Raw genomic sequence first — 20707 nt, 5'->3', positions numbered from 1 at the left:
GTCGACGACGTGACCCGCACATGTCGCGGGCCGGATGTGCCCCGCGTGACCCCTCCCTAGAGTCGTGATCAGCTTCCGGCAGATCGGGGATCAGACATGGTTACCGGCCGCACGTTCGAGGCACTCGCGCACACCCGTCGCCGCGAGGTCCTCCGGATCCTGCACGAACACGACCAGCTCTCGGCCGGCGAGATCGCCGACCAGTTGACCATCGCCCGGCCCACCCTGTCGGGACACCTGAACGTGCTGAAGGACGCCGACCTGATCGTCGGCGAACGCGACGGCACCACGATCTGGTACCGGCTCAACACCTCCGTCATGGAGGACGTGCTCTGCCTGGTCTTCGGCCTGATGAGCCAGGAGCACGCCACCGTCGCCCGGCTGGGCGCGTTACGGCCCATGAAGGAGGCGGTATGAACCAGCGGCCGTGGACGGGGATCGCGGTCTCCGCCCTGAGCGTGGTCGTGATGGCCGGCGTGGGCGTGGCGTTGTGGGACTCCCTCCCCGACCTCGTCGTGACCCGCGACCCCACCCCGCAGCGGGCCGGTTCGGCGGTGCCCAAGTTCGTCGCGGTCGCCGCGACGCCGGGGGTGCTGCTGGTCATCGCGGCGGTCATGGTCGCGTCCACGAAGCTCGGCAACCGGCTCAAGCCGCACGTCGACCCCCGCCTGGTGGCCAGCCCCGACGCGCAGGTCCGGACCATGAACGTGCTGTTCACGCTGCTGCCGCTGTTCCTCATCGTGGTGCACACGGGGTTCCTGCTCACCGCGGCCGGGCATGGCTTCCCGCTGGAGCGGGCGGCGGCGGTCGGGTTCGGGGTGCTGCTCATGGGGCTCGGCAACGTGCTGCCGAAGATCGCGCCGTCCGCCGTCGGGGGCGACGACGCGCTCGGGCGCTGGACCCTGGCGTGGCAGCGGTCGCAGCGCTGGGGCGGGGCCGCGATGGTCGTGCTGGGGGCGGTCTGCGCGGTGGCGGCGTTCTGGGTGCCGCCCATGCTGGCCGCGGTGGGAGCGGCGGCGCTGATCGCCGTCGTCTTCGGGGTGATGCTGCTGCGCGCGGCGGCCCGCCTGCGCTGACCTGCTCACAAAGCGCCGCTCAGGTCTGTGACCTGGGCGGCTTTCCGCTTTTTACCTGCGCTTGGTGGGGTGCCCGCCTTCTTTGCGGGTACGTTTCTTCATTGTTACCCCGGGCAACAAACGTTACCGTCCCGTGTCTTTCCCCCAAGTTCCCTTGGGCTTACGTTGTCTCAAACAACATTCACCCATTAGGTGAGTCACACCCCCCGATAGACCCCCGGCCAGAAAGGACCCACGCATCATGCGCAAGGGGATCCTCAGCATTGGCGCCGCCTTCGCGGCCCTTTCCCTCGGTCTCACCGCGTGCGGCGGGGGTGACGAGGGCACCGGAGCAGCTCCCGAGACGACCGGCGCCGCCCCCGCGACGTCCGCCGCCGCGCCCGCCCAGGGCAAGATCGGCGTCATCCTCCCCGACAGCAAGTCCTCCGCCCGGTGGGAGACCGCCGACCGCAAGTACCTCGAAGAGGCGTTCAAGGCCGCGGGTGTCGCCTACGACATCCAGAACGCCCAGGGTGACAAGAACCAGTTCCAGACCATCGCCGACCAGATGATCACCGGCGGCGTGACCGTGCTCGCGATCGTCAACCTCGACTCGGGCACCGGCAAGGCCGTCCTGGACAAGGCGAAGGCCCAGGGCATCGCCACCATCGACTACGACCGCCTCACCCTCGGCGGCAAGGCCGACTACTACGTCTCCTTCGACAACACCGCCGTGGGCAAGCTCCAGGGCGAGGGCCTGTCGAAGTGCCTCGACGACGCCAAGGCCGAGAAGCCGATCATCTCGTACCTGAACGGCTCGCCGACCGACAACAACGCCACCCTCTTCAAGGAGGGTTACGACGGCGTCCTCAAGCCGAAGTTCGACTCGGGCGACTACGTCAAGGGCCCGGAGGACTCGGTTCCCGACTGGGACAACGCCCAGGCCGGCACCCTCTTCGAGCAGCAGCTCACCAAGGAGCCGAAGATCGCCGGCGTGCTCGCCGCGAACGACGGCCTCGGCAACGCCGCCATCGCGGTGCTGAAGAAGAACAACCTCAACGGCAAGGTCCCGGTCACCGGCCAGGACGCCACCGCGCAGGGCCTGCAGAACATCCTCGCCGGCGACCAGTGCATGACCGTCTACAAGGCCGTCAAGCAGGAGGCCGACGCCACCGCGCAGCTGGCCATCGCCCTGGCCAAGGGTGAGAAGCCCGCCGCCACCGGCACCGTCAAGGACACCGAGACCGGCGCCGACGTGCCGGCCGTCCTGCTGACCCCGGTCGCCATCTACAAGGAGAACGTGAAGGACGTCGTCGCCGACGGCTACGTCACGAAGGAAGAGCTGTGCACCGGCGACTTCGCCGCCATGTGCACCGAAGCCGGAATCAGCTAAGTCATTCCGGGGGTACGGCCCACGCACGCTCGACGCGTGGGCCGTACCCCTCTCTCTGGAACCAGGAGTAGCCCATCGTGTCCACGGCACCCGTTCTGGAACTGCGCGGAATCGACAAGAGCTTCGGCCCCGTGCAGGTTCTTCACGATGTCGCCTTTTCGGTGTATCCCGGAGAGGTGACCGCTCTTGTCGGCGACAACGGCGCCGGTAAGTCCACCCTCGTCAAGTGCATCGGGGGCATCCACCCCTTCGACTCGGGCGAGTACTACTTCGAGGGCAAGCAGGTGAGCGTCGGCGGCCCCCGCGACGCCGCCGCCCTCGGCGTCGAGATCGTCTACCAGGACCTCGCGCTCTGCGACAACCTCGACATCGTCCAGAACATGTTCCTCGGCCGGGAGCGCAAGCGCGGCCTGGTCCTCGACGAGGACACGATGGAGGAGATGGCGGCCAAGACCCTCGTGGGCCTCTCGGTCCGGACGGTCAAGTCCCTCCGCCAGCACGTCTCCAGCCTGTCCGGCGGCCAGCGGCAGACGGTCGCCATCGCCAAGGCCGTTTTGTGGAACAGCAAGGTCGTCATCCTCGACGAGCCGACCGCCGCCCTCGGCGTCGCGCAGACCGCGCAGGTCCTGGAGCTGGTCCGCCGTCTGGCCGACAAGGGCCTGGCCGTCGTGCTCATCTCGCACAACATGAACGACGTCTTCGCGGTCTCCGACCGGATCGCCGCGTTGTACCTCGGCCGCATGGCCGCCCAGGTGAAGACCTCCGACGTCACCCACTCCCAGATCGTGGAGCTCATCACGGCCGGGCGCAGCGGGGAGCTCGGCCTGCAGAACGGCAAGGAAGCGACCGCATGACCACCACAACCGCCCCGGAGGAGAAGGCCGTCGCGCCGTCCGCCGGGCTGAACAAGCAGGTCCGCGACTACGTGGAGCGGGTGCGCGGAGGTGAACTCGGCGCCCTCCCGGCGGTCATCGGGCTCATCGTGCTGTGCACGGTCTTCGCGATCCTCTCGCCGGTCTTCCTGTCGCCGGTCAACTTCGCCAACCTGTTCACCCAGGGCGCGGGCGTCACCGTCATCGCGATGGGCCTGGTCTTCGTCCTGCTGCTGGGCGAGATCGACCTGTCGGCCGGCTTCGCGTCGGGCGTCTGCGCGGCCTTCCTCGGCGTGCTGCTCACCAACGAGGGCTGGCCCTGGTACGCCGCCGTCGCCGCCGCGATGCTCGTCGGCGTCGTCATCGGCCTGATCATCGGCTGGCTGGTGGCCAAGCTCGGCATCCCGTCGTTCGTCGTGACGCTGGCCGCCTTCCTGGCCTTCCAGGGCGTCGTGCTGATCCTGCTCGACGAGGGCACCAACATCTCGATCCGCGACTCGGTCATCCTGGCCATCGCCAACGAGAACATGTACCCGTGGCTCGGCTGGGCGCTCGTGGTCGTCGGCGTGGTCGCCTACGCCGGTCTCCAGCTGCTCAACAACCGCCGCAGGGCGGGCCGCGGCCTGGTCACCGACCCGCTGTCGCTGATCGCCGTCCGCGTCGGCGCGCTCGCCGTCGCGTCGGGCTTCGCCGTGTGGGTGCTGAACCTGGAGCGCAGCCGCAACCCGGGCGTCATCTCCCTGACGGGCGTGCCGGTCGTGGTGCCGATCATCCTGGTGCTGCTGCTGGTCTGGACGTTCGTGCTGCGCCGCACCCGGTTCGGGCGGCACATCTACGCCGTCGGCGGCAACGCCGAGGCGGCCCGCCGGGCCGGCATCAACGTCGACCGGATCAAGATCTCCGCGTTCGTCATCTGTTCCTTCATGGCCTCCGTCGGCGGCATCATCGCGGCCTCCCGCGCCAACTCCGTCGACCCGAACACGGGCGGCAGCAACGTGCTGCTGTTCGCGGTCGGCGCGGCGGTCATCGGCGGCACGTCGCTGTTCGGCGGCAAGGGCCGGGCCCTCGACGCCATCCTCGGCGGCGCGGTCGTCGCGGTCGTCATCAACGGCATGGGCCTGATGGGTTACAGCTCCAGCGTGAAGTACGTGGTCACCGGCGCGGTGCTGCTGCTCGCGGCGGGTGTGGACGCCCTCTCCCGTAAGCGGGCGTCGGCATCCGGCCGCCGATAGGGTGAGCGCGACCGACGACCCCCCGGCACCAGAGGCAGGACGCATGCTGCGCGCAGGTCCCTCTCAGGAGGAGATCCGCAGGCACAACCTCGGCACCCTGCTGCGCCACGTCCACCTCGGCGGTCCGACCTCGCGTGCCGAACTGACCAGCCGCATGGGGCTGAACCGCAGCACCATCATGGCGCTGACGGCCGACCTCACCGCGGCCGGTCTGGTGCGCGAGGAACTGCCGAAGGAGACCGGCCGGGCCGGCCGCCCGTCACTGGTGGTCCGGCCCGAGTCCTCGCGGGTCTACGTGCTCGCCTTCGACGTGGGCGTCGACCGGCTGGTCGCCGCCCGGGTGGGGCTGGGCGGGGTCATCCTCGACCGCCGGTGGGCGGTGCGCCCGCGCGGCGCGTTCGACCTCAACGAGTCGGTCGCCACGCTGGCCGGGTTCGCCCGCCAGATGCACCGCAAGACCCGGGCCGACACCGTCTGCGTCGGCGCGGCCGCGGCGTTCTGCGGCGCGGTGCGCAAGACCGACGGCCTCGTGCGCTTCAGCCCCAACCTCGAAATGGAAGACGGCCCGTTCGGCGAGGAGCTGTCCAAGCGCCTGGCCATGGGCCTGCCGGTGACCGTCGGCAACGACGCCAACCTGGGCGCGCTCGCCGAGCACACCCGGGGCACCGGCACCGGCTGCCGCGACCTCGTCTACCTGCACGGCGACGTCGGCATCGGCGGCGGCATCGTGGTCAACGGCCAGCTGCTCGGCGGCGCGGCCGGTTACGGCGGCGAGGTCGGCCACATGGTGGTCAACCCCGGCGGCCGGCCCTGCGGCTGCGGCTCTCACGGCTGCCTGGAGGCCGAGGTGGGGGAGCGGGCGCTGCTGGAGCACGCCGGCAGCTCCGGCATCCAGCGCCTGGCGGCGGGCCGGGGCCGCGACGGCATCCACGCGGTGGTCGAGGCGGCCGACCGCGGCGACATAATCGCTCAGGACGCGCTCCACCGGGTGGGCGACTGGCTCGGCATCGGCGTCGCCAACCTGGTCAACGTCTTCAACCCCGAGGTCGTCATCTTCGGCGGCACCCTGCGCGAGATCTATCTCGGCTCGGCCGCGCAGGTCCGCAGCCGCCTCAACCTGGCCACCCACCCCGCGCTGCGGGAGACGCTGCGGCTGCGCACCTCGGAGCTCGGTGACGACGCGACGCTGGTCGGGGCCGCCGAACTCGCCTTCACGAAGGTACTCGCCGACCCGCTCGAGGTGCTCGCGCGGATGAGCGTCTGACCGGCCGCAGCACCACCAGGGCGACGACGAAGGCGGCCGCGAGCAGCCCCGCCGACACCGTGAACGCCAGCCGGTAGCCCCCGGTCAGCGCGACCGCCGCCGGCGCGCCCCCGTCGAGCAGGCCCTGGGTGCGGCCCGCCGCCAGCGTCGACAGCACCGCCACCCCGAGGGCCATGGCGATCTGCTGGGTGGTGTTGAACAGGCCCGAGGCCAGCCCGGCGTCGTCGGCGCGGGCGTCCGACATGCCGAGGTTGGTCAGCGCGGGCAGCACCAGCCCGCCCCCGGCGATGAGCAGCATCACCGGCAGCAGGTCGGCGACGTAGTCGGCGTCCACCGGCACCCGGGTCAGCCAGCCCATCGCGGCCACCAGCAGCACCAGCCCGGCGAGCAGCACGGTCCGGGCGCCGTACCGGTCGTTGAGCCGGGCCGAGACGAACAGCGACACCCCGCCGATCGCGACGGCGGCCGGCAGCATGGCCAGGCCGGTGGCCAGGGCGCCGTAGCCGAGCACCCGCTGCATGTAGAGGGCGACCAGGATCTGGAACGAGAACATCGCCGACAGCGCGAGGACCTGCACCGCGTTCGCGCCCGACACGTTCCTCGACCGGAACACCCGCAGCGGCATCAGCGGGGTGCGCGCGGTGGCCTGCCGCACGAGGAAGGCGGCCAGCAGCACCACCGACAGGCAGCCGTAGGCGAGGGTGCGCCCGGTGTCGTGCGCCTCGACGCCGACCACGGTGTAGACGCCCAGCATCAGCCCGGCGGTGACCAGCAGCGCGCCGGCGACGTCGGCCCCGGCCGACAGGCCGGTGCCGCGCTCGGCGGGCAGCACCCTGACGGCCAGCACGATCGTGGCCAGCCCGATCGGCACGTTGACGAAGAAGATCCAGTGCCAGTCGAGCGTGTCGGTGAGCACCCCGCCGAGCACCTGCCCGATGGACGCCCCGGCCGCGCCGGTGAAGCTGAACACCCCGATCGCCCTCGCCCGTTCCGCGGGGTCGGTGAACAGGGTCACCAGGATGCCGAGCACGACCGAGGAGGCCAGCGCGCTGCCCGCGCCCTGCAGGAACCGGGCGGCGATCAGCAGTTCGGGGGTGGCGGCCAGCCCGGCCAGCAGGGAGGCCGCGACGAAGACGGCGTTGCCGGCCAGGAACACCCGTTTGCGGCCGATCAGGTCGCCGAGCCGTCCGGAGAGCAGGAGCAGGCCGCCGAAGGGGATCAGGTAGGCGTTGACCGTCCAGCTCAGGGCGGCGGAGGTGAAGCCGAGGTCGTGCTGGATGGCGGGCAGCGCCACGGTCACGATGCTGCCGTCGAGGATGGTCATCAGCATGGCGGTCGACAGGACCGCCAACGCGAGCCAACGGGACATGGTCGTCTCCTGTTCGGGGGGAACAGAAGCGACCGTAGCAGATAGTTTTGTTGTAGACGATTAACGGACGCGTTGCCGGGCGCGGCGCGCGTTCTGGGGGGCCTCGACCGGGGTCGCCAGATGTCCCCGCGTCAGCCGGGTCAGCAGCCCGACGAGGGTGCGCCCCTCCTCGTCAGACAGGGCGTCGAGCGCCTCGCGGTGGACGCGGTCGGCGATGCGCTGACTCTCCGCGGCGACCTCGGCGCCCTTCTCGGTGACGGCGATGATCCGGGCCCGCCGGTCGGTGCTCGACGGCCGCCGCTCGGCCAGGCCCGCCTGCTCCAAGGCGTCGACGGTGACCACCATCGTGGTCTTGTCCATGTCGCCGATCTCGGCGAGCTGGATCTGGGTGCGCTCCTCTTCGAGGGCGTGCACGAGCACGCAGTGCATGCGGGCGGTCAGCCCGATCTCGGCCAGCGCCGCCGCCATCCGGGTCCGCAGCACGTGGCTGGTGTGGTCGAGCAGGAACGACAGATCCGGTTCGGTACGGGAGGGCGCCATCCCGTCAGGATAGTCAACCGCTCCCGTACCGGATCGTCCGTGACGGGAGGACGTGACGGGACGGCTAGGCGACGCGCGCGTTGGGCGCGGTCCAGGTGTTGCACGACAGGAACGACTGCGAGTCGAACCCGCGCTCCAGCCAGAAGGCCTGGTTGCGGCCCTTGCCGTGGACGGTGTCGGAGGCGTGCTTGGCGGCCCAGTCGACGACCTGGCCCCACTCCTCGAAGATGACCGGCAGGCTCTCCTGCGTGGCCCCGAGGAAGACCCCGGCCATGCACTCGGCCTGCTGCTCGACCCGGTGGCTCAGGTAGTTGCGGGCCGTCTTGGTGCGCGCCTGCGCGTAGAGCCGGTTGAACGCCGGCACGATGCCGGCGCGCTGCTGGGCGTGGTGGCCGATCTCGTGGGCCATGGTCTTGGCCAGCGTCAGGCCCCACGGGTTGCGGATCGTGGCCTTCGGGAGGAACTGGTAGATGGTCTGCGACGACGGGCAGTAGTGCGCGGTGTAGGTGTTGCTGAGCTTGCCGCACGGCGTCTTGGTGCCGGCGGCCCTGATGATGATCTTCGGCACCCGGTAGGCGCCCAGGCCGGCCGCGCGGAACTGGCGGGCGTACATCTGGTTGACGCAGCGGGCGACCTTGAGCAGGTAGGTCTTGAGCGAGTTGGCGCTGCCGGCGCGCGGCTCCCCTGGGGAGCAGGCGAAGGAGTCCACGGCGCCCGACCGGTAGAGCCGGTTCTTCGTCAGCACCGTGGGGAACCCGCGCTTCGCGGCGGCGGGTGCGGCGGCCATCGGGGCCGGGGCGGCCGCCGTCGACGGCGCGGCGGCCAGGGGCGGGGGAGAGGAGGTGGCCTGAGCGGCGGAGCCCGTCACGACGAGGACGGAAAGTGCGCCGGAGGCCAGTGCGATCAGGGGTTTTCGCATGGTTTGCAGACCATATTGCAGGTCTTATTGACGAGTAAAGTCGGGTAAATATGCATATTTACGGCGGTCATCCCGGTGGATGACCGCCGCACCGCAGGTCAGGCCACCTGTGAGGCCGGGGCCTTGAAGGTGTTGCACGCGCTCGGCGAACCGGCCTTGAAGCCGCGGTCGGTCCAGACCGCCCGGCTCTTGCCGCCGCCGTGGGTCGGGTCGCCCATGTCCTCCTTGATGTACGTCAGCATCTGCTGCCAGTCGTGGGAGTCGCGCCCCGTGGAGGCCCAGATGCTGCGCAGGAACGCCCCGGAGAGGCAGTCGGCCTGCAGCTCCAGGCGGGCGTGCCACTTGTAGGCGGCCTTGGTGCTCTTGGGCGCCAGCTTGTCGTGGGCCTTGATGATGCCCGCCCGCTGCTGCACGTGGTGGCCGTACTCGTGCGCCAGCACATAGAAGAGGAAGGGCGAGCCCTCGTACTCCAGCATCCAGCCGTCGACCAGGACGACCAGTCCCTGGGTGTCGTGGCAGTAGGCGCCGCCCCAGAAGCCGTCCATGTTCCCGCACGCACGGGTCTTGGTCGGCTTGCTGATGAACTCCATGCCCGGCTTGCGGAAGGGCAGCTTGGCCTTCTTGAAGAAGGTGGTCCAGGAGGCGTCGAGGCACTCGGCCGCCTCGCGCAGGTAGTTCTGCGCGGTGAGGAAGTCCTCGATCGTCGTGGAGTATTCGGGACACGACCGCACCGGCAGCTTGCCGGAGGCGTAGATCGGGTTCTTCGTGAGAGCGGACAGACCGGTGGGAACAGGCCGTGCGTGGACCGTTCCGGGCGCAAGAAGCGGCGCCACCAAGCCCGCGAGGAGTAAGGGAATGATTTTTCGCACGAAATCAGGAGGGTAGGGGACAAGCCAACCACGCGTAAAGGGATTCCCCAGGCCTCGGAGCCGGAAGCCGGGCACTGTCGAACTACACTCCTACTGTTCGACGGCGAACGGGAAAGGAATCGCAGTGGGCCTTCTGGAGTCCCTGAGCGGACCGACCGACCTCAAAGCACTCGACGCGAGCGAGCTGCCCCGGCTCGCCGAGGAGATCCGTGACCTTCTGGTCCGCTCCGTCGCGAACTCGAAGGCGGGTGGTCACCTGGGTCCCAACCTGGGGGTGGTCGAGCTGACGATCGCGATCCACCGTGTCTTCGACTCTCCCCGCGACCGCGTCGTCTGGGACACCGGCCACCAGTCCTACGTCCACAAGATGCTGACCGGCCGGGCCGACCAGTTCGACGGCCTGCGCCAGGAGGGCGGCCTGTCGGGCTACCCGAGCCAGGCCGAGTCGCCCCACGACATCGTCGAGAACTCCCACGCCTCCACCGCCCTCTCGTGGGGCGACGGCATCGCCAAGGGCTTCCGCCTGGCGGGCGACGGCCGCCACGTCGTCGCCGTCATCGGCGACGGCGCCCTCACCGGCGGCATGGCCTGGGAGGCGCTCAACAACATCGCGCTGACCAAGGACCTGCCGCTGGTCATCGTGGTCAACGACAACGGCCGCTCCTACTCCCCGACGATCGGCGGCCTGGCCACCCACCTGGCCAAGCTGCGCGTCACCCAGAGCTACGAGCAGGTCCTGGAGTTCGTCAAGGACAAGTTCGGCAACGTGCCGGTCCTCTACGACACCCTCCACGGCATCAAGAAGGGCCTGAAGGACGTCCTGGCCCCGCAGGTCATGTTCGAAGACCTCGGCATCAAGTACGTCGGCCCGATCGACGGCCACGACGAGCCCGCGATGGAGTCCGCCCTCCGCAAGGCCAAGTCCTACGGCGGCCCGGTCATCGTCCACGTCGTGACCAAGAAGGGCCAGGGCTACGAACCGGCCGAGAACCACGACGAAGACTGCTTCCACGCCCCGCAGCCCTTCGACATCGTCACCGGCGAGGAGCGGCCCAAGCAGCTCGGCTGGACCGACGTGTTCAGCGCCGAGATGGTCCGCGTCGGCGCCGAGCGGCCCGACGTGGTCGCCATCACCGCCGCGATGCTCCACCCGACCGGCCTGGCCGACTTCGCCGCCCTCTACCCCGACCGCATCTTCGACGTCGGCATCGCCGAGCAGCATGCCCTGACCAGCGCGGCGGGCCTGTGCGTCGGCGGCATGAAGCCGGTCGTCGCGGTCTACGCGACCTTCCTCAACCGCGCCTTCGACCAGTTGCTCATGGACGTCGCCCTCCACCGGCTCCCCGTCACCGTGGTGCTCGACCGGGCCGGCGTGACCGGCGACGACGGCGCCAGCCACAACGGCATGTGGGACCTGTCGATCCTCCAGGTCGTGCCCGGCCTCCAGGTCGCGGTGCCGCGCGACGCCGTGCGGCTGCGCGAGCTGCTCGGCGAGGCGCTGGCCGTCACCGACGGCCCGACCGTGGTGCGGTTCCCCAAGGGCGCGCTGGTCAAGGAGGTCGAGGCGATCGGCGAGATCGGCTCGATGGAGCTGCTGCGCGAGGGCGAGGGCGAGCCCGACGTGCTCATCGTCGCGGTGGGCCCGATGGCCGAGGTCAGCCTCGACGCCGCCGGGCTGCTGGCCGCGCAGGGCATCTCCGTCACGGTCGTCGACCCCCGCTGGGTCAAGCCGCTCGACGAGTCGCTGACCCTGCTGGCCGCCGCCCACAAGCTGGTCGCGGTGGTCGAGGACAACGGCCGCGTCGGCGCGGTCGGCGACGCCGTCTCGCGGCTGCTGCGCGACCACGACATCGACGTGCCGGTGCGCAACTTCGGGCTGGCCCAGGAGTTCCTCAACCACGCCAAGCGGCCGAAGATCCTGGCCGACGCCGGGCTCACCGCGATCGACCTGGCGGGCGAGCTTGCCGACGCGCTGCGCCGCCGCGCCACCCTGGAGTTCTAGCGCTTCGCGACGACCCGTCTGACCACGAAGCCGATCGTGGCCGCGACCACCGCGACCCCGGCCGCGATCGGCATGATCAGCCCCTCGTTCTGGCGGGCCGCCTCACCGGCGAGCGCGCCGAGGGTGACGTAACCGACCACCCAGATCGCGCCGCCGGTCATGGCCCACAAGCCGAACCGGCGGCGCGGCATGTTCAGGATCCCGGCCAAGACCGGGGTCAGCGCGTTCAGGCCCGGCACGAAGTAGGTCAGCGCGATCAGCCAGCCGCTGCCGTGCAGCACCTCTTCGGCCTGTTTCCACTTCTCGTCGCCGACCCACCGGCCCAGCCTGCTCGCCCGCACCCTCGGGCCGAAGTGACGGCCGATCCAGTGGCCCGAGAACGCGCTCACCGCGACGCCGCCCAGGCCGCCCGCGACCACCAGCGGCCCTTCGGGGATGCTGTCGACGGTGGTCCCGGCGATGATCAGCGACAGGTCGCCGGGCACGATCACGCCGATGAGCAGCATGCCTTCGAGCGCGACGTAGAGGAGGGTGACGGTGGCGACGAGGATCGGACTCTGGTCGGTCAGCCAGGTGAGCAGCTGGTCCACGGCATCGAGCATCGTCTCCCTCTGCCCAGCGGCTACCCGGCCACGCCTTGGACCACCAGCCACACCCCGGCCGCGGCCAGCAGCAGCCCGCTCGCGGCCAGCGTCGCGCGGTAGCCGCGCGGGCCGAGCCGGTGCCGTCCGGCCGCCACCAGCCCGGCCAGGACCACCTTCGCGCCGACGAGCAGCAGGTAGAAACCGACCATGAACGCGGCGGCCGGGCCGACGCCCTTCTCCCAGGCGGCCACGACGAGCGGCCCGCCCACGGTGATCCAGAACAACCACGGGTGCGGGTTCATCAGGTTGACCAGCACGCCCTTGCCGACCGGCGCGCGCACCCGCTCGTCGGGGGCCGGGAGGACGGCCGTACGGGCCGCGACGACGGCCTCGGCGCCGAGGTAGACGACGTACAGGCCCCCGGCGATCGACAGACCCCGCAGCAGACCCGAGGGGAGCGCGCCCGCGAGCACGATCGAGAGCACCACGACGGGCAGGTCGGAGAGCAGCGGCACGCACGCCATGCGCAGCCCGGCCGGGAAGCCCCCGCGAAGGCTCGCGGTGACGACCAGGCCGAGCAGCGCGCCCGGCGCGACCCCGGCGCCGAGGCCGAGGCCGATTCCGAGCATCAGTTCCCGCACATCACGGGAGCCTAAGGGAGGAACCGGGCTCCGTTGACCGCCTCGGAGACGCCGGTCCGGTCGAGGTAGGGCGTGATGCCCCCCAGGTGGAACGGCCAGCCCGCGCCCAGGATCAGGCACAGGTCGATGTCCTGCGGCGCGGAGACGACCCCCTCGTCGAGCATGATGCGGATCTCCTCCGCCAGCCCGCGCAGCGCCCGCTCCCGCACCTCCTGCTCGTTCGAGACGAACCCGCGGCCCGGGTCGAGCGTGTCGCCGCCGGTGGCGACCATCCGCGCCAGCGCGGCCGACACCAGGAACCGGTCGGGGTAGGCGGCGTTCATGGTCTCGGCGACGTGCAGCGCGACCGCCGGGCCGACCAGCTTGAGCAGCGTGAACGGCGTCATCGGCAGGCCGAGCCCGTCGAGCGCGTGGTCGGCGACGTCGGCGGAGGTGCCGCTGTCGACCGAGGCCAGCACCTCGCCCATGAACCGGGTGAGCAGCCGGTTGACCACGAACGCGGGCGCGTCCTTGACCAGCACCGCCGACTTGCGCAGTTGCTTGGCCGCGGTGAACGCGGTCGCCACCGTCGCGTCGTCGGTGCGCTCGCCGCGCACGATCTCCAGCAGCGGCATGACTGCGACCGGGTTGAAGAAGTGGAAGCCGACGAGCCGCTCGGGACGCCGCAGCTGCGAGGCCATCTCGGTGACCGACAGGGACGAGGTGTTGGTCGCCAGCACGCAGGTGTCGGAGACGACCTCCTCGACCTCGGCGAACACCTTCTGCTTGACCTGGAGGTCCTCGAACACCGCCTCGATGACGAAGTCGGCGTCGGCGAACGCCTCCTTGGTCAGCGACCCGGTGACCAGCTTCTTCAGCCGGGTGGCCTGGTCGGCGGTGATCCGGCCCTTGGCCCGGAGCGTGTCGGCCTCCTGGTGGACGTACCCGACGCCCTTGTCGACGCGTTCCTGGTCGAGGTCGGTCAGCACGACCGGCACCTGCAGCCGCCGCGCGAACAGCAGCGCGAACTGCGAGGCCATCAGCCCCGCGCCGACCACGCCGATCTTGGTGATCGCGCGGCCCGGCACCTCGGGCACCCCGGCCGGCTTCTTGGCCCGCCGCTGCGTCAGGTCGAAGGCGTAGAGCCCGGCGCGCAGCTCGTCGCTCATGATCAGGTCGGCCAGCGCGTCGTCCTCGGCCGCGAAACCGGTGTCGCGGCCGCTCGTGCGGGCCTTCTCGATGAGCTCCAGGGCCCGGTACGCAGCCGGCGCCGCCCCGTGGATCTTCAGATCGACCAGCTGGCGGGCCTGCTCGACGACGGGCGCCCAGTCGACGGCGTCGTGCCCCGGCCGGTCGACGACGACGTCGCCGTTGACCACCCTGGCGGCCCAGCGCAGCGACTCCTCCAGGAAGTCGGCCGGCTCGAACAGCGCGTCGGCGAGCCCCAGCCCGTAGGCCTCCGGCCCCTTGACCATGCGGTTCTGCGACAGCGGGTTCTCGACGATCAGCTTGATCGCCTTCTCGGGCCCGATCAGCCGGGGCGTCAGGTAGGTCCCGCCCCAGCCCGGCACCAGCCCGAGGAAACACTCGGGGAAGGCGACCGCCGGCACCCCGGCGGAGATCGTCCGGTACGTGCAGTGGAGCGCCAGCTCCAGGCCGCCGCCCATCGCGGCGCCGTTCACGAACGCGAACGACGGGATCGGCAACTCGCCGAGCCGCCGGAACACGGCGTGCCCCAACCGGCCGACGAGGTGGGCCTGCTCCCGGTCGGTGATCGTGGCGGCCTCCTTCAGGTCGGCCCCCACGGCGAAGATGAACGGCTTGCCGGTGACCCCGACGGCGGCCAGGTCGGTGCGCTTCTCGATCGCGTCGAGGGCGTTCTTCAGCTCGTTGAGGCCGCCCTCGCCGAACGTGTTCGGCTTGGTGTGGTCCTCGCCGTTGTCGAGGGTGATCAGCGCCATCGTGCCGGCGCCGTAGGGGAGCTCGACGTCGCGGACCAGGGCGTGGGTGACGAGTTCGCTCATGCCAGGTTCTCCCAGATGACGGTGCCGCCCATGCCGAGGCCGACGCACATGGTGGTGATGCCGTAGCGGACCTCGGGGTGCTCGGCCATGCTGCGCGACAACTGCGTCATCAGCCGCACGCCGCTGGAGGCCAGCGGGTGGCCGTAGGCGATGGCGCCACCGTAGGGGTTCACCCGGGGGTCGTCGTCGGCGATGCCGAAGTGGTCGAGGAAGGCCAGCACCTGGACGGCGAACGCCTCGTTGATCTCGAACAGCCCGATGTCGCCGATCGACAGCCCCGCCAGCCGCAGCGCCCGCTCGGTCGAGGGGATCGGCCCGACCCCCATCAGCTCGGGGTCGACGCCCGCGAACGCGTAGGACACCAGGCGCATGCGCCCGGTCAGCCCGAGCTCGGCCGCGACGTCCTCGGCGGCCACGATGCAGCCGGTCGCGCCGTCGTTGATGCCGGAGGCGTTGCCCGCCGTCACGTTGCCGTGGGGCCGGAAGGGCGTCTTGAGATTGGCCAGCCCCTCCATGGAGGTGCCCGGCCGCATCGCCTCGTCGGCGGTGGCCAGCCCCCAGCCCTCGGCGGCCTTCCGGGTCGCCATCGGCACCAGGTCGGGCTGGATCACCCCGTCGGCGTACGCCTTGGCGGCCCGCTCCTGGGAGAGCACGGCGTAGGCGTCGGCCCGCTGCTTGGTGATCGCCGGGTAGCGGTCGTGCAGGTTCTCCGCCGTCATGCCCATGACCAGCGCGGACCCGTCGACGAGCTGCTCCGACAGGAAGCGCGGGTTGGGGTCGACCCCCTCGCCCATCGGGTGGCGCCCCATGTGCTCGACGCCCCCGGCGATGGCGACGTCGTAGGCCCCGAAGGAGATCCCGCCCGCCACGGTCGTCACGGCGGTCATCGCCCCCGCGCACATGCGGTCGATGGCGTAGCCGGGAACGGTCTTGGGCAGACCGGCCAGGATCGCGGCCGAACGCCCGATCGTGAGGCCCTGGTCGCCGATCTGGGTGGTGGCCGCGACGGCGACCTCGTCGACCCGCTCGGGCGGCAACGACGGGTTGCGGCGCAGCAGTTCGCGGATGACGCGGACGACCAGATCGTCCGCCCTGGTCTCGGCGTAGAGGCCCTTCGGCCCCGACTTGCCGAACGGCGTGCGAACGCCGTCGACGAAGACGACTTCACGTGACGCGGGCACGGTATCTCCCTATCTGCGTGGGCTGACACCCTAATGCTACTCGCGAGTAACTAGCCGGTTGTGCGGCATACTTGGAAATCGCTTTCCGGGAGGATTCTCACTCGTGGTCACGCTGGAAGACGTCGCACGACACGCCGGGGTGTCCCTCGCGACCGCCTCGCGCGTCCTGAACGGGAGCGCCCGTCAGGTCGGGGCCGGGTTGCGGGCCAAAGTCGAGCAGGCGGCGGCCGAGCTCGGCTACCGCACCAACGTCGCGGCCCAGACGCTCGCCCGGGGGGCCGGGAACGTCATCGGGCTGGTCGTCCACGACCTGGTCGACCCCTATTTCGCGGCCATCGCCGACGGGGCGGTGAAGGCGGCCGACGACCACGGGATGGTCGTCATGGTCGGCACCACCCACCGCGACCCCGTCAGGGAGATCGCCTACGTCTCCTCGCTCGGGGCGCAGCGGGCGCGGGCGGTGATCCTGGCGGGGTCGCGCATGGACGACCCCTCGGCCGCCGCGCTGCGCACCGAGCTCGACCGCTACCGGGCCGGGGGCGGGCGGGTGGCCGTCATCGGGCAGGACCTTCTCGGGGCCGACACCGTGGCGGTGGCGAACCGGGCGGGGGCGGCCGCACTGGCCGAGGCGCTGCACGCGATGGGGCACCGGGAGTTCGCCGTGCTGGCCGGGCCGCCGCGGCTGATCACCGCCGCCGAGCGGTGCGAGGGTTTCATCGGGGCGCTGCCGGGGCTCTCCCCGCAGATCGTCCACGGGCCCTTCGACCGCGACGGCGGTTACGGCGCGGCGTTGTCGATCGACCCCGGGGTGACGTGCGTGTTCGCGGTCAACGACGTGATGGCGGTAGGAGCCCTCGCCGCGTTCCGCGACCGGGGGATCCGGGTGCCCGACGACGTGTCGCTGGCCGGGTTCGACGACATCGCGACCCTGCGCGACCTGGTCCCGGCGCTGACGACCGTACGGCTGCCGCTGGCCGCCATGGGCGCGCGGGCCGTCGAACTGGCCCTGTCGGAGGACGCGGGGCCGTCGGTCGTCCACGTGGAGGGCGAGGTCGTGATCAGGGAGAGTGTGCGCGCCCGGTGAGATTCGCGATCAGCACCCTCGGGCTGCCGGGGGCGTCCCTGTCCGAGGCGGTCGACCTGGCCCTGCGGCACGGGGTCGGCGGGCTGGAGTTGCGGCTCCACGAGGACATGCCGCTCGACGCCGACCCTCGTGCGGCCGGCCTTGAGGTCGTGTCCCTGTGTGGATATGTCCGGATCGCCGAGTCCGGACCCGACGAGCCGGTGATCGCCGCGCTGCGGGAGCAGCTCGTGCTGGCCGATCGGTTCGGGGCGCTCGGGGTGCGGGTCTTCCCGGGCGGGACCGACGTCGAGGCGGCGCTGCGGCGGCTGGAGGCGGTCGCGGGGGAGACCCGGGCGCGGGTGCTGGTCGAGACGCACGACCACCTGGCGACCGGGGCCGCCGTGGGGGCGCTGCTCGACCGGTTCGGGCGGCACGAGGCCGCCGGGGCGATCTGGGACATCCTCCATCCGTGGCGGAACGGCGAGGAGCCCGCCGCCACGTTCGCCGCCCTTGCGCCGCATCTGGCCTACGTCCAGGTCAAGGACGCCGTCGGCACCACGCCCCGGCCGATGGGGCTGGGCGAGGTGCCGCTGGACGTCGTCGGCGGCCTGCTCCGGGGTTATCCCGGCTGGTTCTCCCTGGAGTGGGAGAAGGCCTGGCATCCCGAGGTCGAGGACCTCGACGAGGTCATCCCCGGGGCGCGGGAGTGGGTGCGATCAGTCGTTCGTAGCGGCTGATCATCTCGGTCATCACCTCGTCGGGGTCGCGGGCCCAGACGTCGGCGTTGAAGATCTCGACCTCGACGTCGCCGTCGTACCCGGCCGCGCGCACCGCCTCGGTGATCGGGCTGAAGTCGATCACGCCGTCGCCCATCATGCCCCGGCCCAGCAGGACGTCGGCGGGCAGCGGGACCAGGAAGTCGCACACCTGGTAGCTGAAGATCTTCGCGCGGGCGATCTCGGCGTACACCTCGGGGTCCCACCACACGTGGAAGGTGTCGACCACCACCCCGACGTTCGGGAACGGCCCGGCCAGGTCGTTGGCCTGCTTCAGGGTCGACACCACGGCCCGGTCGGCGCAGTAGACGGGATGGAGGGGTTCGAGCGCCAGGCGAACCCCCGCCTGCTCCGCGTAGGGGGCGAGCACCTCCAGCGACTCGGCGACCCTCGCCCGCGCGGCGGGCAGGTCACGCGAGAACGCGCCCAGGGGCTCGCCCGGCACCACACCCGGGAGGCCGCCGACGACCATGACCAGGCACGACGCGTTCAGCGCGGCCGCCTCGTCGATGGCGCGGCGGTTGTCGTCGAGGGCGTCGCCGCCGGTCAGGAAGCCGCCCCGGCACAACGAGGAGACCCGCAGGCCCGCGTCGCGGACCAGCTTCACCGACTCGTCCAGGCCCTGTTCGGCGACGTTCTGCCGCCACAGGCCGATCGCCTCGACGCCGTGCCGGGCGCAGCCCTCCACCGCTTCCCGGACGGTCCACCGTTTCGTCGTCCACTGGTTCAGCGACAGGCTCATCGGCCGTACACCGCCTCCAGGGAGCGCATGCGGGCGGCGGCCAGGTCGGGGTCGGCGATCAGGCCGGCCCGTTCGGCCAGGCGGTACACCTCGCGCAAATGCGGCAGGGAGCGGGCCGACTGGGCGCCGTTGACCATGACGAAGGCGTCCTGGTGGCCGTTGAGCCAGGCCAGGAAGACGATGCCGGTCTTGTAGTGGAACGTCGGCGCTTCGAAGATCTTGCGGGACAGGTCGACCGTGGGGGCCAGGATGCGGTCGTAGGCGTCGAGGTCGCCCTCGTCCAGGGCGGTCAGCGCGGCCGCCGCCACGGGGGCGATGGCGTCGAAGATGCCGAGCAGGGCGTGCGAGCCCGACTTGATCAGGGACGGGTAGTTGAAGTCGTCGCCCGTGTAGAGGCGCACCCCTTCGGGCAGCGCGGCGCGCAGCGCGACCTCGTGGGCCTCGTCGAGCAGCGAGACCTTCACGCCCTCGATCTTGGCGGCGTTCTCATGGACCAGGGTCAGGAACTCGGCGGTCGCCTTCTCGACGTCCCGGGAACCCCAGTAACCCGCGAGGTTCGGGTCGAACATCTCGCCGAGCCAGTGGAGGATCGCCGGGCGCTCGACCTCGGCCAGCAGGCGGCCGTAGATCCAGTGGTAGTCCTCCGGGTGCCCGGCGACCGCCGCCAGCTGCCGCGACGCCATGATGATCACCCCGGCGCCGGCCGACTGGACGGTGTCGATCTGCTCCAGGTAGGCGTCGAGGATCTCGGTCAGGTCGGCCGGGCCGGTGAGCTGGTCGGTGCCCGCGCCGCAGGCCACCAGGTCGGGGGCCTCGGCCGCGCTCAGCCGGATCAGCTCCTTTGTGGCGGCCCAGTCGAGGCCGGCGTTGCGCTGGGCGGTGTCCATGGCGTCGGCGACGCGGAAGCCGTGGGACCACAGGTGCCGCCGGAAGCGCAGCGTGGCCTCCCAGTCGATGACCGCGGGTCTGCCCGGCGTGTTGTCGGCGAGGGGGTCGGCCACGACGTGCGCGGCGGCGTACACGACCCGGCTCTTGAACGTGGTCACGAGGTCACCGCCAGGCGGCGGCCCTCGGCCGCCGACCGCAGGCCGAGTTCGGCGAGCAGCACGCCGCGCGCGCCCGAGCGCAGCGTGTAGGGGAACGGCGCGTCGTCGACGACGTGGCGCACGAACCGCTCCCACTGGACCTTGAAGCCGTTGTCGAACTCGGCGTTGTCGGGCACCTCCTGCCAGTCGTCGCGGAACCGGGCCGTCGCGGGCAGGTCGGGGTTCCAGACCGGCTTGGGCGTGGCGCTCCGGTGCTGGACGCGGCAGTTGCGCAACCCGGCGACCGCGCTGCCGTGGGTGCCGTCGACCTGGAACTCCACCAGTTCGTCGCGGTTCACCCGGACCGCCCACGACGAGTTGATCTGCGCGACCGCGCCGCCGCCGAGCTCGAACACCGCGTAGGCGGCGTCGTCGGCGGTCGCCGGGTAGGCCTGCCCGCGCTCGTCCCACCGCTCGGGAATGTGGGTCGTGACGTGGGCGTAGACCGAGGTCACCGGGCCGAACAGGTTCTCCAGCACGTAGGCCCAGTGGGGGAACATGTCGAGCACGATGCCGCCGCCGTCTTCGGCGCGGTAGTTCCACGACGGGCGCTGCGCGGCCTGCCAGTCGCCCTCGAACACCCAGTAGCCGAACTCGCCCCTGATCGACAGGATCCGCCCGAAGAACCCGCCGTCGATCAGCCGCTTCAGCTTCAGCAGGCCCGGCAGGAACAGCTTGTCCTGGACGACGCCGTTCTTCACCCCGGCGGCCTCGGCCGCGGCGGCCAGCTCCAGCGCCTCGGCCGAGGTCTCGGCGGTCGGCTTCTCGCAGTAGACGTGCTTGCCGGCCGCGATGGCCTTCTTCGTCGCGGCCACGCGGGCCTGGGTGATCTGGGCGTCGAAGTAGATCGTGTTGGCCGGGTCGGCCAGGGCGGCGTCGAGGTCGGTCGTCCAGTCGGCGACGTCGTGCTGGGCGGCCAGCTCCTTGAGCTTGGTCTCGCTCCGCCCGACCAGCACCGGCCGCAGCTTGACCTTCGACCCGTCGGCCAGCACGACCCCGCCCTGGGCGTTGATCGCCAGCACCGAACGCACCAGGTGTTGCCGGTATCCCATCCGCCCGGTGACCCCGTTCATCACCACGCCGAGCTCGGCCATGTGGTCCTCCTTAGGTGGAAAGC

At 71.1% G+C, this 20707-nt stretch carries 20 protein-coding genes; 9 read left to right on the top strand and 11 right to left on the bottom strand.

The features are described from left to right. Positions 1 to 96: 96 nt before the first annotated feature. The 6 genes from AW274_RS04010 (at position 97) to AW274_RS03985 (ending at position 5816) form a co-directional block, all read left to right on the top strand. Positions 97 to 417, top strand: a complete 321-nt coding sequence (locus tag AW274_RS04010; protein ID WP_062429423.1) for a metalloregulator ArsR/SmtB family transcription factor — start codon at positions 97 to 99, stop codon at positions 415 to 417. Next, positions 414 to 1076: an SdpI family protein gene (locus tag AW274_RS04005; protein WP_062429422.1), complete on the top strand. Its 663-nt coding sequence runs from the start codon at positions 414 to 416 to the stop codon at positions 1074 to 1076. The genes AW274_RS04010 and AW274_RS04005 overlap by 4 nt, the downstream gene beginning before the upstream one ends. Before the next feature lie 241 nt (positions 1077 to 1317). Beyond that, complete coding sequence (locus AW274_RS04000) at positions 1318 to 2448, top strand: sugar ABC transporter substrate-binding protein (RefSeq protein WP_062429420.1); 1131 nt, start codon at positions 1318 to 1320, stop codon at positions 2446 to 2448. Positions 2449 to 2525: 77 nt separating this feature from the next. Then, positions 2526 to 3302: an ATP-binding cassette domain-containing protein gene (locus AW274_RS03995; RefSeq protein WP_062429418.1), complete on the top strand. Its 777-nt coding sequence runs from the start codon at positions 2526 to 2528 to the stop codon at positions 3300 to 3302. Next, positions 3299 to 4552: a sugar ABC transporter permease gene (locus AW274_RS03990; RefSeq protein ID WP_062429416.1), complete on the top strand. Its 1254-nt coding sequence runs from the start codon at positions 3299 to 3301 to the stop codon at positions 4550 to 4552. Before AW274_RS03995 ends, AW274_RS03990 begins: the two co-directional genes overlap by 4 nt. A 43-nt stretch (positions 4553 to 4595) precedes the next feature. Further along, entirely contained in the window at positions 4596 to 5816 is a 1221-nt protein-coding gene (locus AW274_RS03985) for an ROK family transcriptional regulator (protein ID WP_062429414.1), read from the top strand. On the opposite strand, the gene AW274_RS03980 is transcribed toward AW274_RS03985, so the two are convergent. The 4 genes from AW274_RS03980 to AW274_RS03965 all read right to left on the bottom strand — a co-directional run bounded on the left by AW274_RS03980 (position 5764) and on the right by AW274_RS03965 (position 9513). Further along, positions 5764 to 7185, bottom strand: a complete 1422-nt coding sequence (locus tag AW274_RS03980; RefSeq protein WP_062429412.1) for an MFS transporter — start codon at positions 7183 to 7185, stop codon at positions 5764 to 5766. The two genes, AW274_RS03985 and AW274_RS03980, sit on opposite strands and share 53 nt — an antisense overlap. 60 nt (positions 7186 to 7245) lie before the next feature. Then, positions 7246 to 7725, bottom strand: a complete 480-nt coding sequence (locus tag AW274_RS03975; RefSeq protein WP_062429410.1) for a MarR family winged helix-turn-helix transcriptional regulator — start codon at positions 7723 to 7725, stop codon at positions 7246 to 7248. A 64-nt stretch (positions 7726 to 7789) separates the two neighbouring features. Further along, positions 7790 to 8644, bottom strand: coding sequence for a neutral zinc metallopeptidase (locus AW274_RS03970; RefSeq protein ID WP_157519752.1), 855 nt, complete (start codon positions 8642 to 8644; stop codon positions 7790 to 7792). 98 nt (positions 8645 to 8742) lie between these two features. Next, positions 8743 to 9513 (bottom strand): neutral zinc metallopeptidase, encoded by a 771-nt coding sequence (locus tag AW274_RS03965; RefSeq protein ID WP_198169001.1) that lies wholly within the window; start codon positions 9511 to 9513, stop codon positions 8743 to 8745. 124 nt (positions 9514 to 9637) lie between these two features. On the opposite strand from AW274_RS03965, the gene dxs reads away from it, so the two are divergent. After that, positions 9638 to 11515: a 1-deoxy-D-xylulose-5-phosphate synthase gene (gene dxs / locus AW274_RS03960; RefSeq protein ID WP_062429403.1), complete on the top strand. Its 1878-nt coding sequence runs from the start codon at positions 9638 to 9640 to the stop codon at positions 11513 to 11515. On the opposite strand, the gene AW274_RS03955 is transcribed toward dxs, so the two are convergent. Genes AW274_RS03955 through AW274_RS03940 form a run of 4 tightly spaced genes read right to left on the bottom strand, consistent with a single transcriptional unit; the run spans position 11512 to position 15924 of the window. Beyond that, a complete protein-coding gene (locus AW274_RS03955) occupies positions 11512 to 12117 on the bottom strand; it encodes a DedA family protein (RefSeq protein WP_083973814.1) in 606 nt (201 codons plus the stop codon). The two genes, dxs and AW274_RS03955, sit on opposite strands and share 4 nt — an antisense overlap. Before the next feature lie 20 nt (positions 12118 to 12137). Then, entirely contained in the window at positions 12138 to 12740 is a 603-nt protein-coding gene (locus AW274_RS03950; protein ID WP_062429399.1) for a LysE family translocator, read from the bottom strand. An 11-nt stretch (positions 12741 to 12751) separates the two neighbouring features. Next, on the bottom strand, positions 12752 to 14743 hold the full coding sequence (locus AW274_RS03945; protein WP_062429397.1) for a 3-hydroxyacyl-CoA dehydrogenase NAD-binding domain-containing protein: 1992 nt from the start codon (positions 14741 to 14743) through the stop codon (positions 12752 to 12754). Continuing rightward, positions 14740 to 15924, bottom strand: coding sequence for a thiolase family protein (locus AW274_RS03940; protein ID WP_062429395.1), 1185 nt, complete (start codon positions 15922 to 15924; stop codon positions 14740 to 14742). The genes AW274_RS03945 and AW274_RS03940 overlap by 4 nt, the downstream gene beginning before the upstream one ends. A 103-nt stretch (positions 15925 to 16027) precedes the next feature. On the opposite strand from AW274_RS03940, the gene AW274_RS03935 reads away from it, so the two are divergent. Then, on the top strand, positions 16028 to 17008 hold the full coding sequence (locus tag AW274_RS03935; protein WP_083973813.1) for a LacI family DNA-binding transcriptional regulator: 981 nt from the start codon (positions 16028 to 16030) through the stop codon (positions 17006 to 17008). Further along, positions 17005 to 17724, top strand: a complete 720-nt coding sequence (locus AW274_RS03930) for a sugar phosphate isomerase/epimerase family protein (protein WP_062429393.1) — start codon at positions 17005 to 17007, stop codon at positions 17722 to 17724. Before AW274_RS03935 ends, AW274_RS03930 begins: the two co-directional genes overlap by 4 nt. Here AW274_RS03930 and AW274_RS03925 read toward each other — a convergent pair. From AW274_RS03925 to AW274_RS03915, 3 genes are read right to left on the bottom strand one after another with little or no spacing between them, the layout of a single operon-like run. After that, entirely contained in the window at positions 17675 to 18505 is an 831-nt protein-coding gene (locus AW274_RS03925) for a sugar phosphate isomerase/epimerase family protein (protein ID WP_062429391.1), read from the bottom strand. The two genes, AW274_RS03930 and AW274_RS03925, sit on opposite strands and share 50 nt — an antisense overlap. Next, a complete protein-coding gene (locus AW274_RS03920) occupies positions 18502 to 19551 on the bottom strand; it encodes a dihydrodipicolinate synthase family protein (protein WP_083973812.1) in 1050 nt (349 codons plus the stop codon). Before AW274_RS03920 ends, AW274_RS03925 begins: the two co-directional genes overlap by 4 nt. Further along, positions 19548 to 20684, bottom strand: coding sequence for a Gfo/Idh/MocA family protein (locus AW274_RS03915; protein ID WP_062429389.1), 1137 nt, complete (start codon positions 20682 to 20684; stop codon positions 19548 to 19550). The genes AW274_RS03920 and AW274_RS03915 overlap by 4 nt, the downstream gene beginning before the upstream one ends. Between the last annotated feature and the right edge of the window lie 23 nt (positions 20685 to 20707).

Source organism: Herbidospora daliensis, from assembly GCF_001570585.1.
Taxonomy (GTDB): domain Bacteria; phylum Actinomycetota; class Actinomycetes; order Streptosporangiales; family Streptosporangiaceae; genus Herbidospora; species Herbidospora daliensis.
This window is presented reverse-complemented; position numbering and strand designations above follow the sequence as displayed.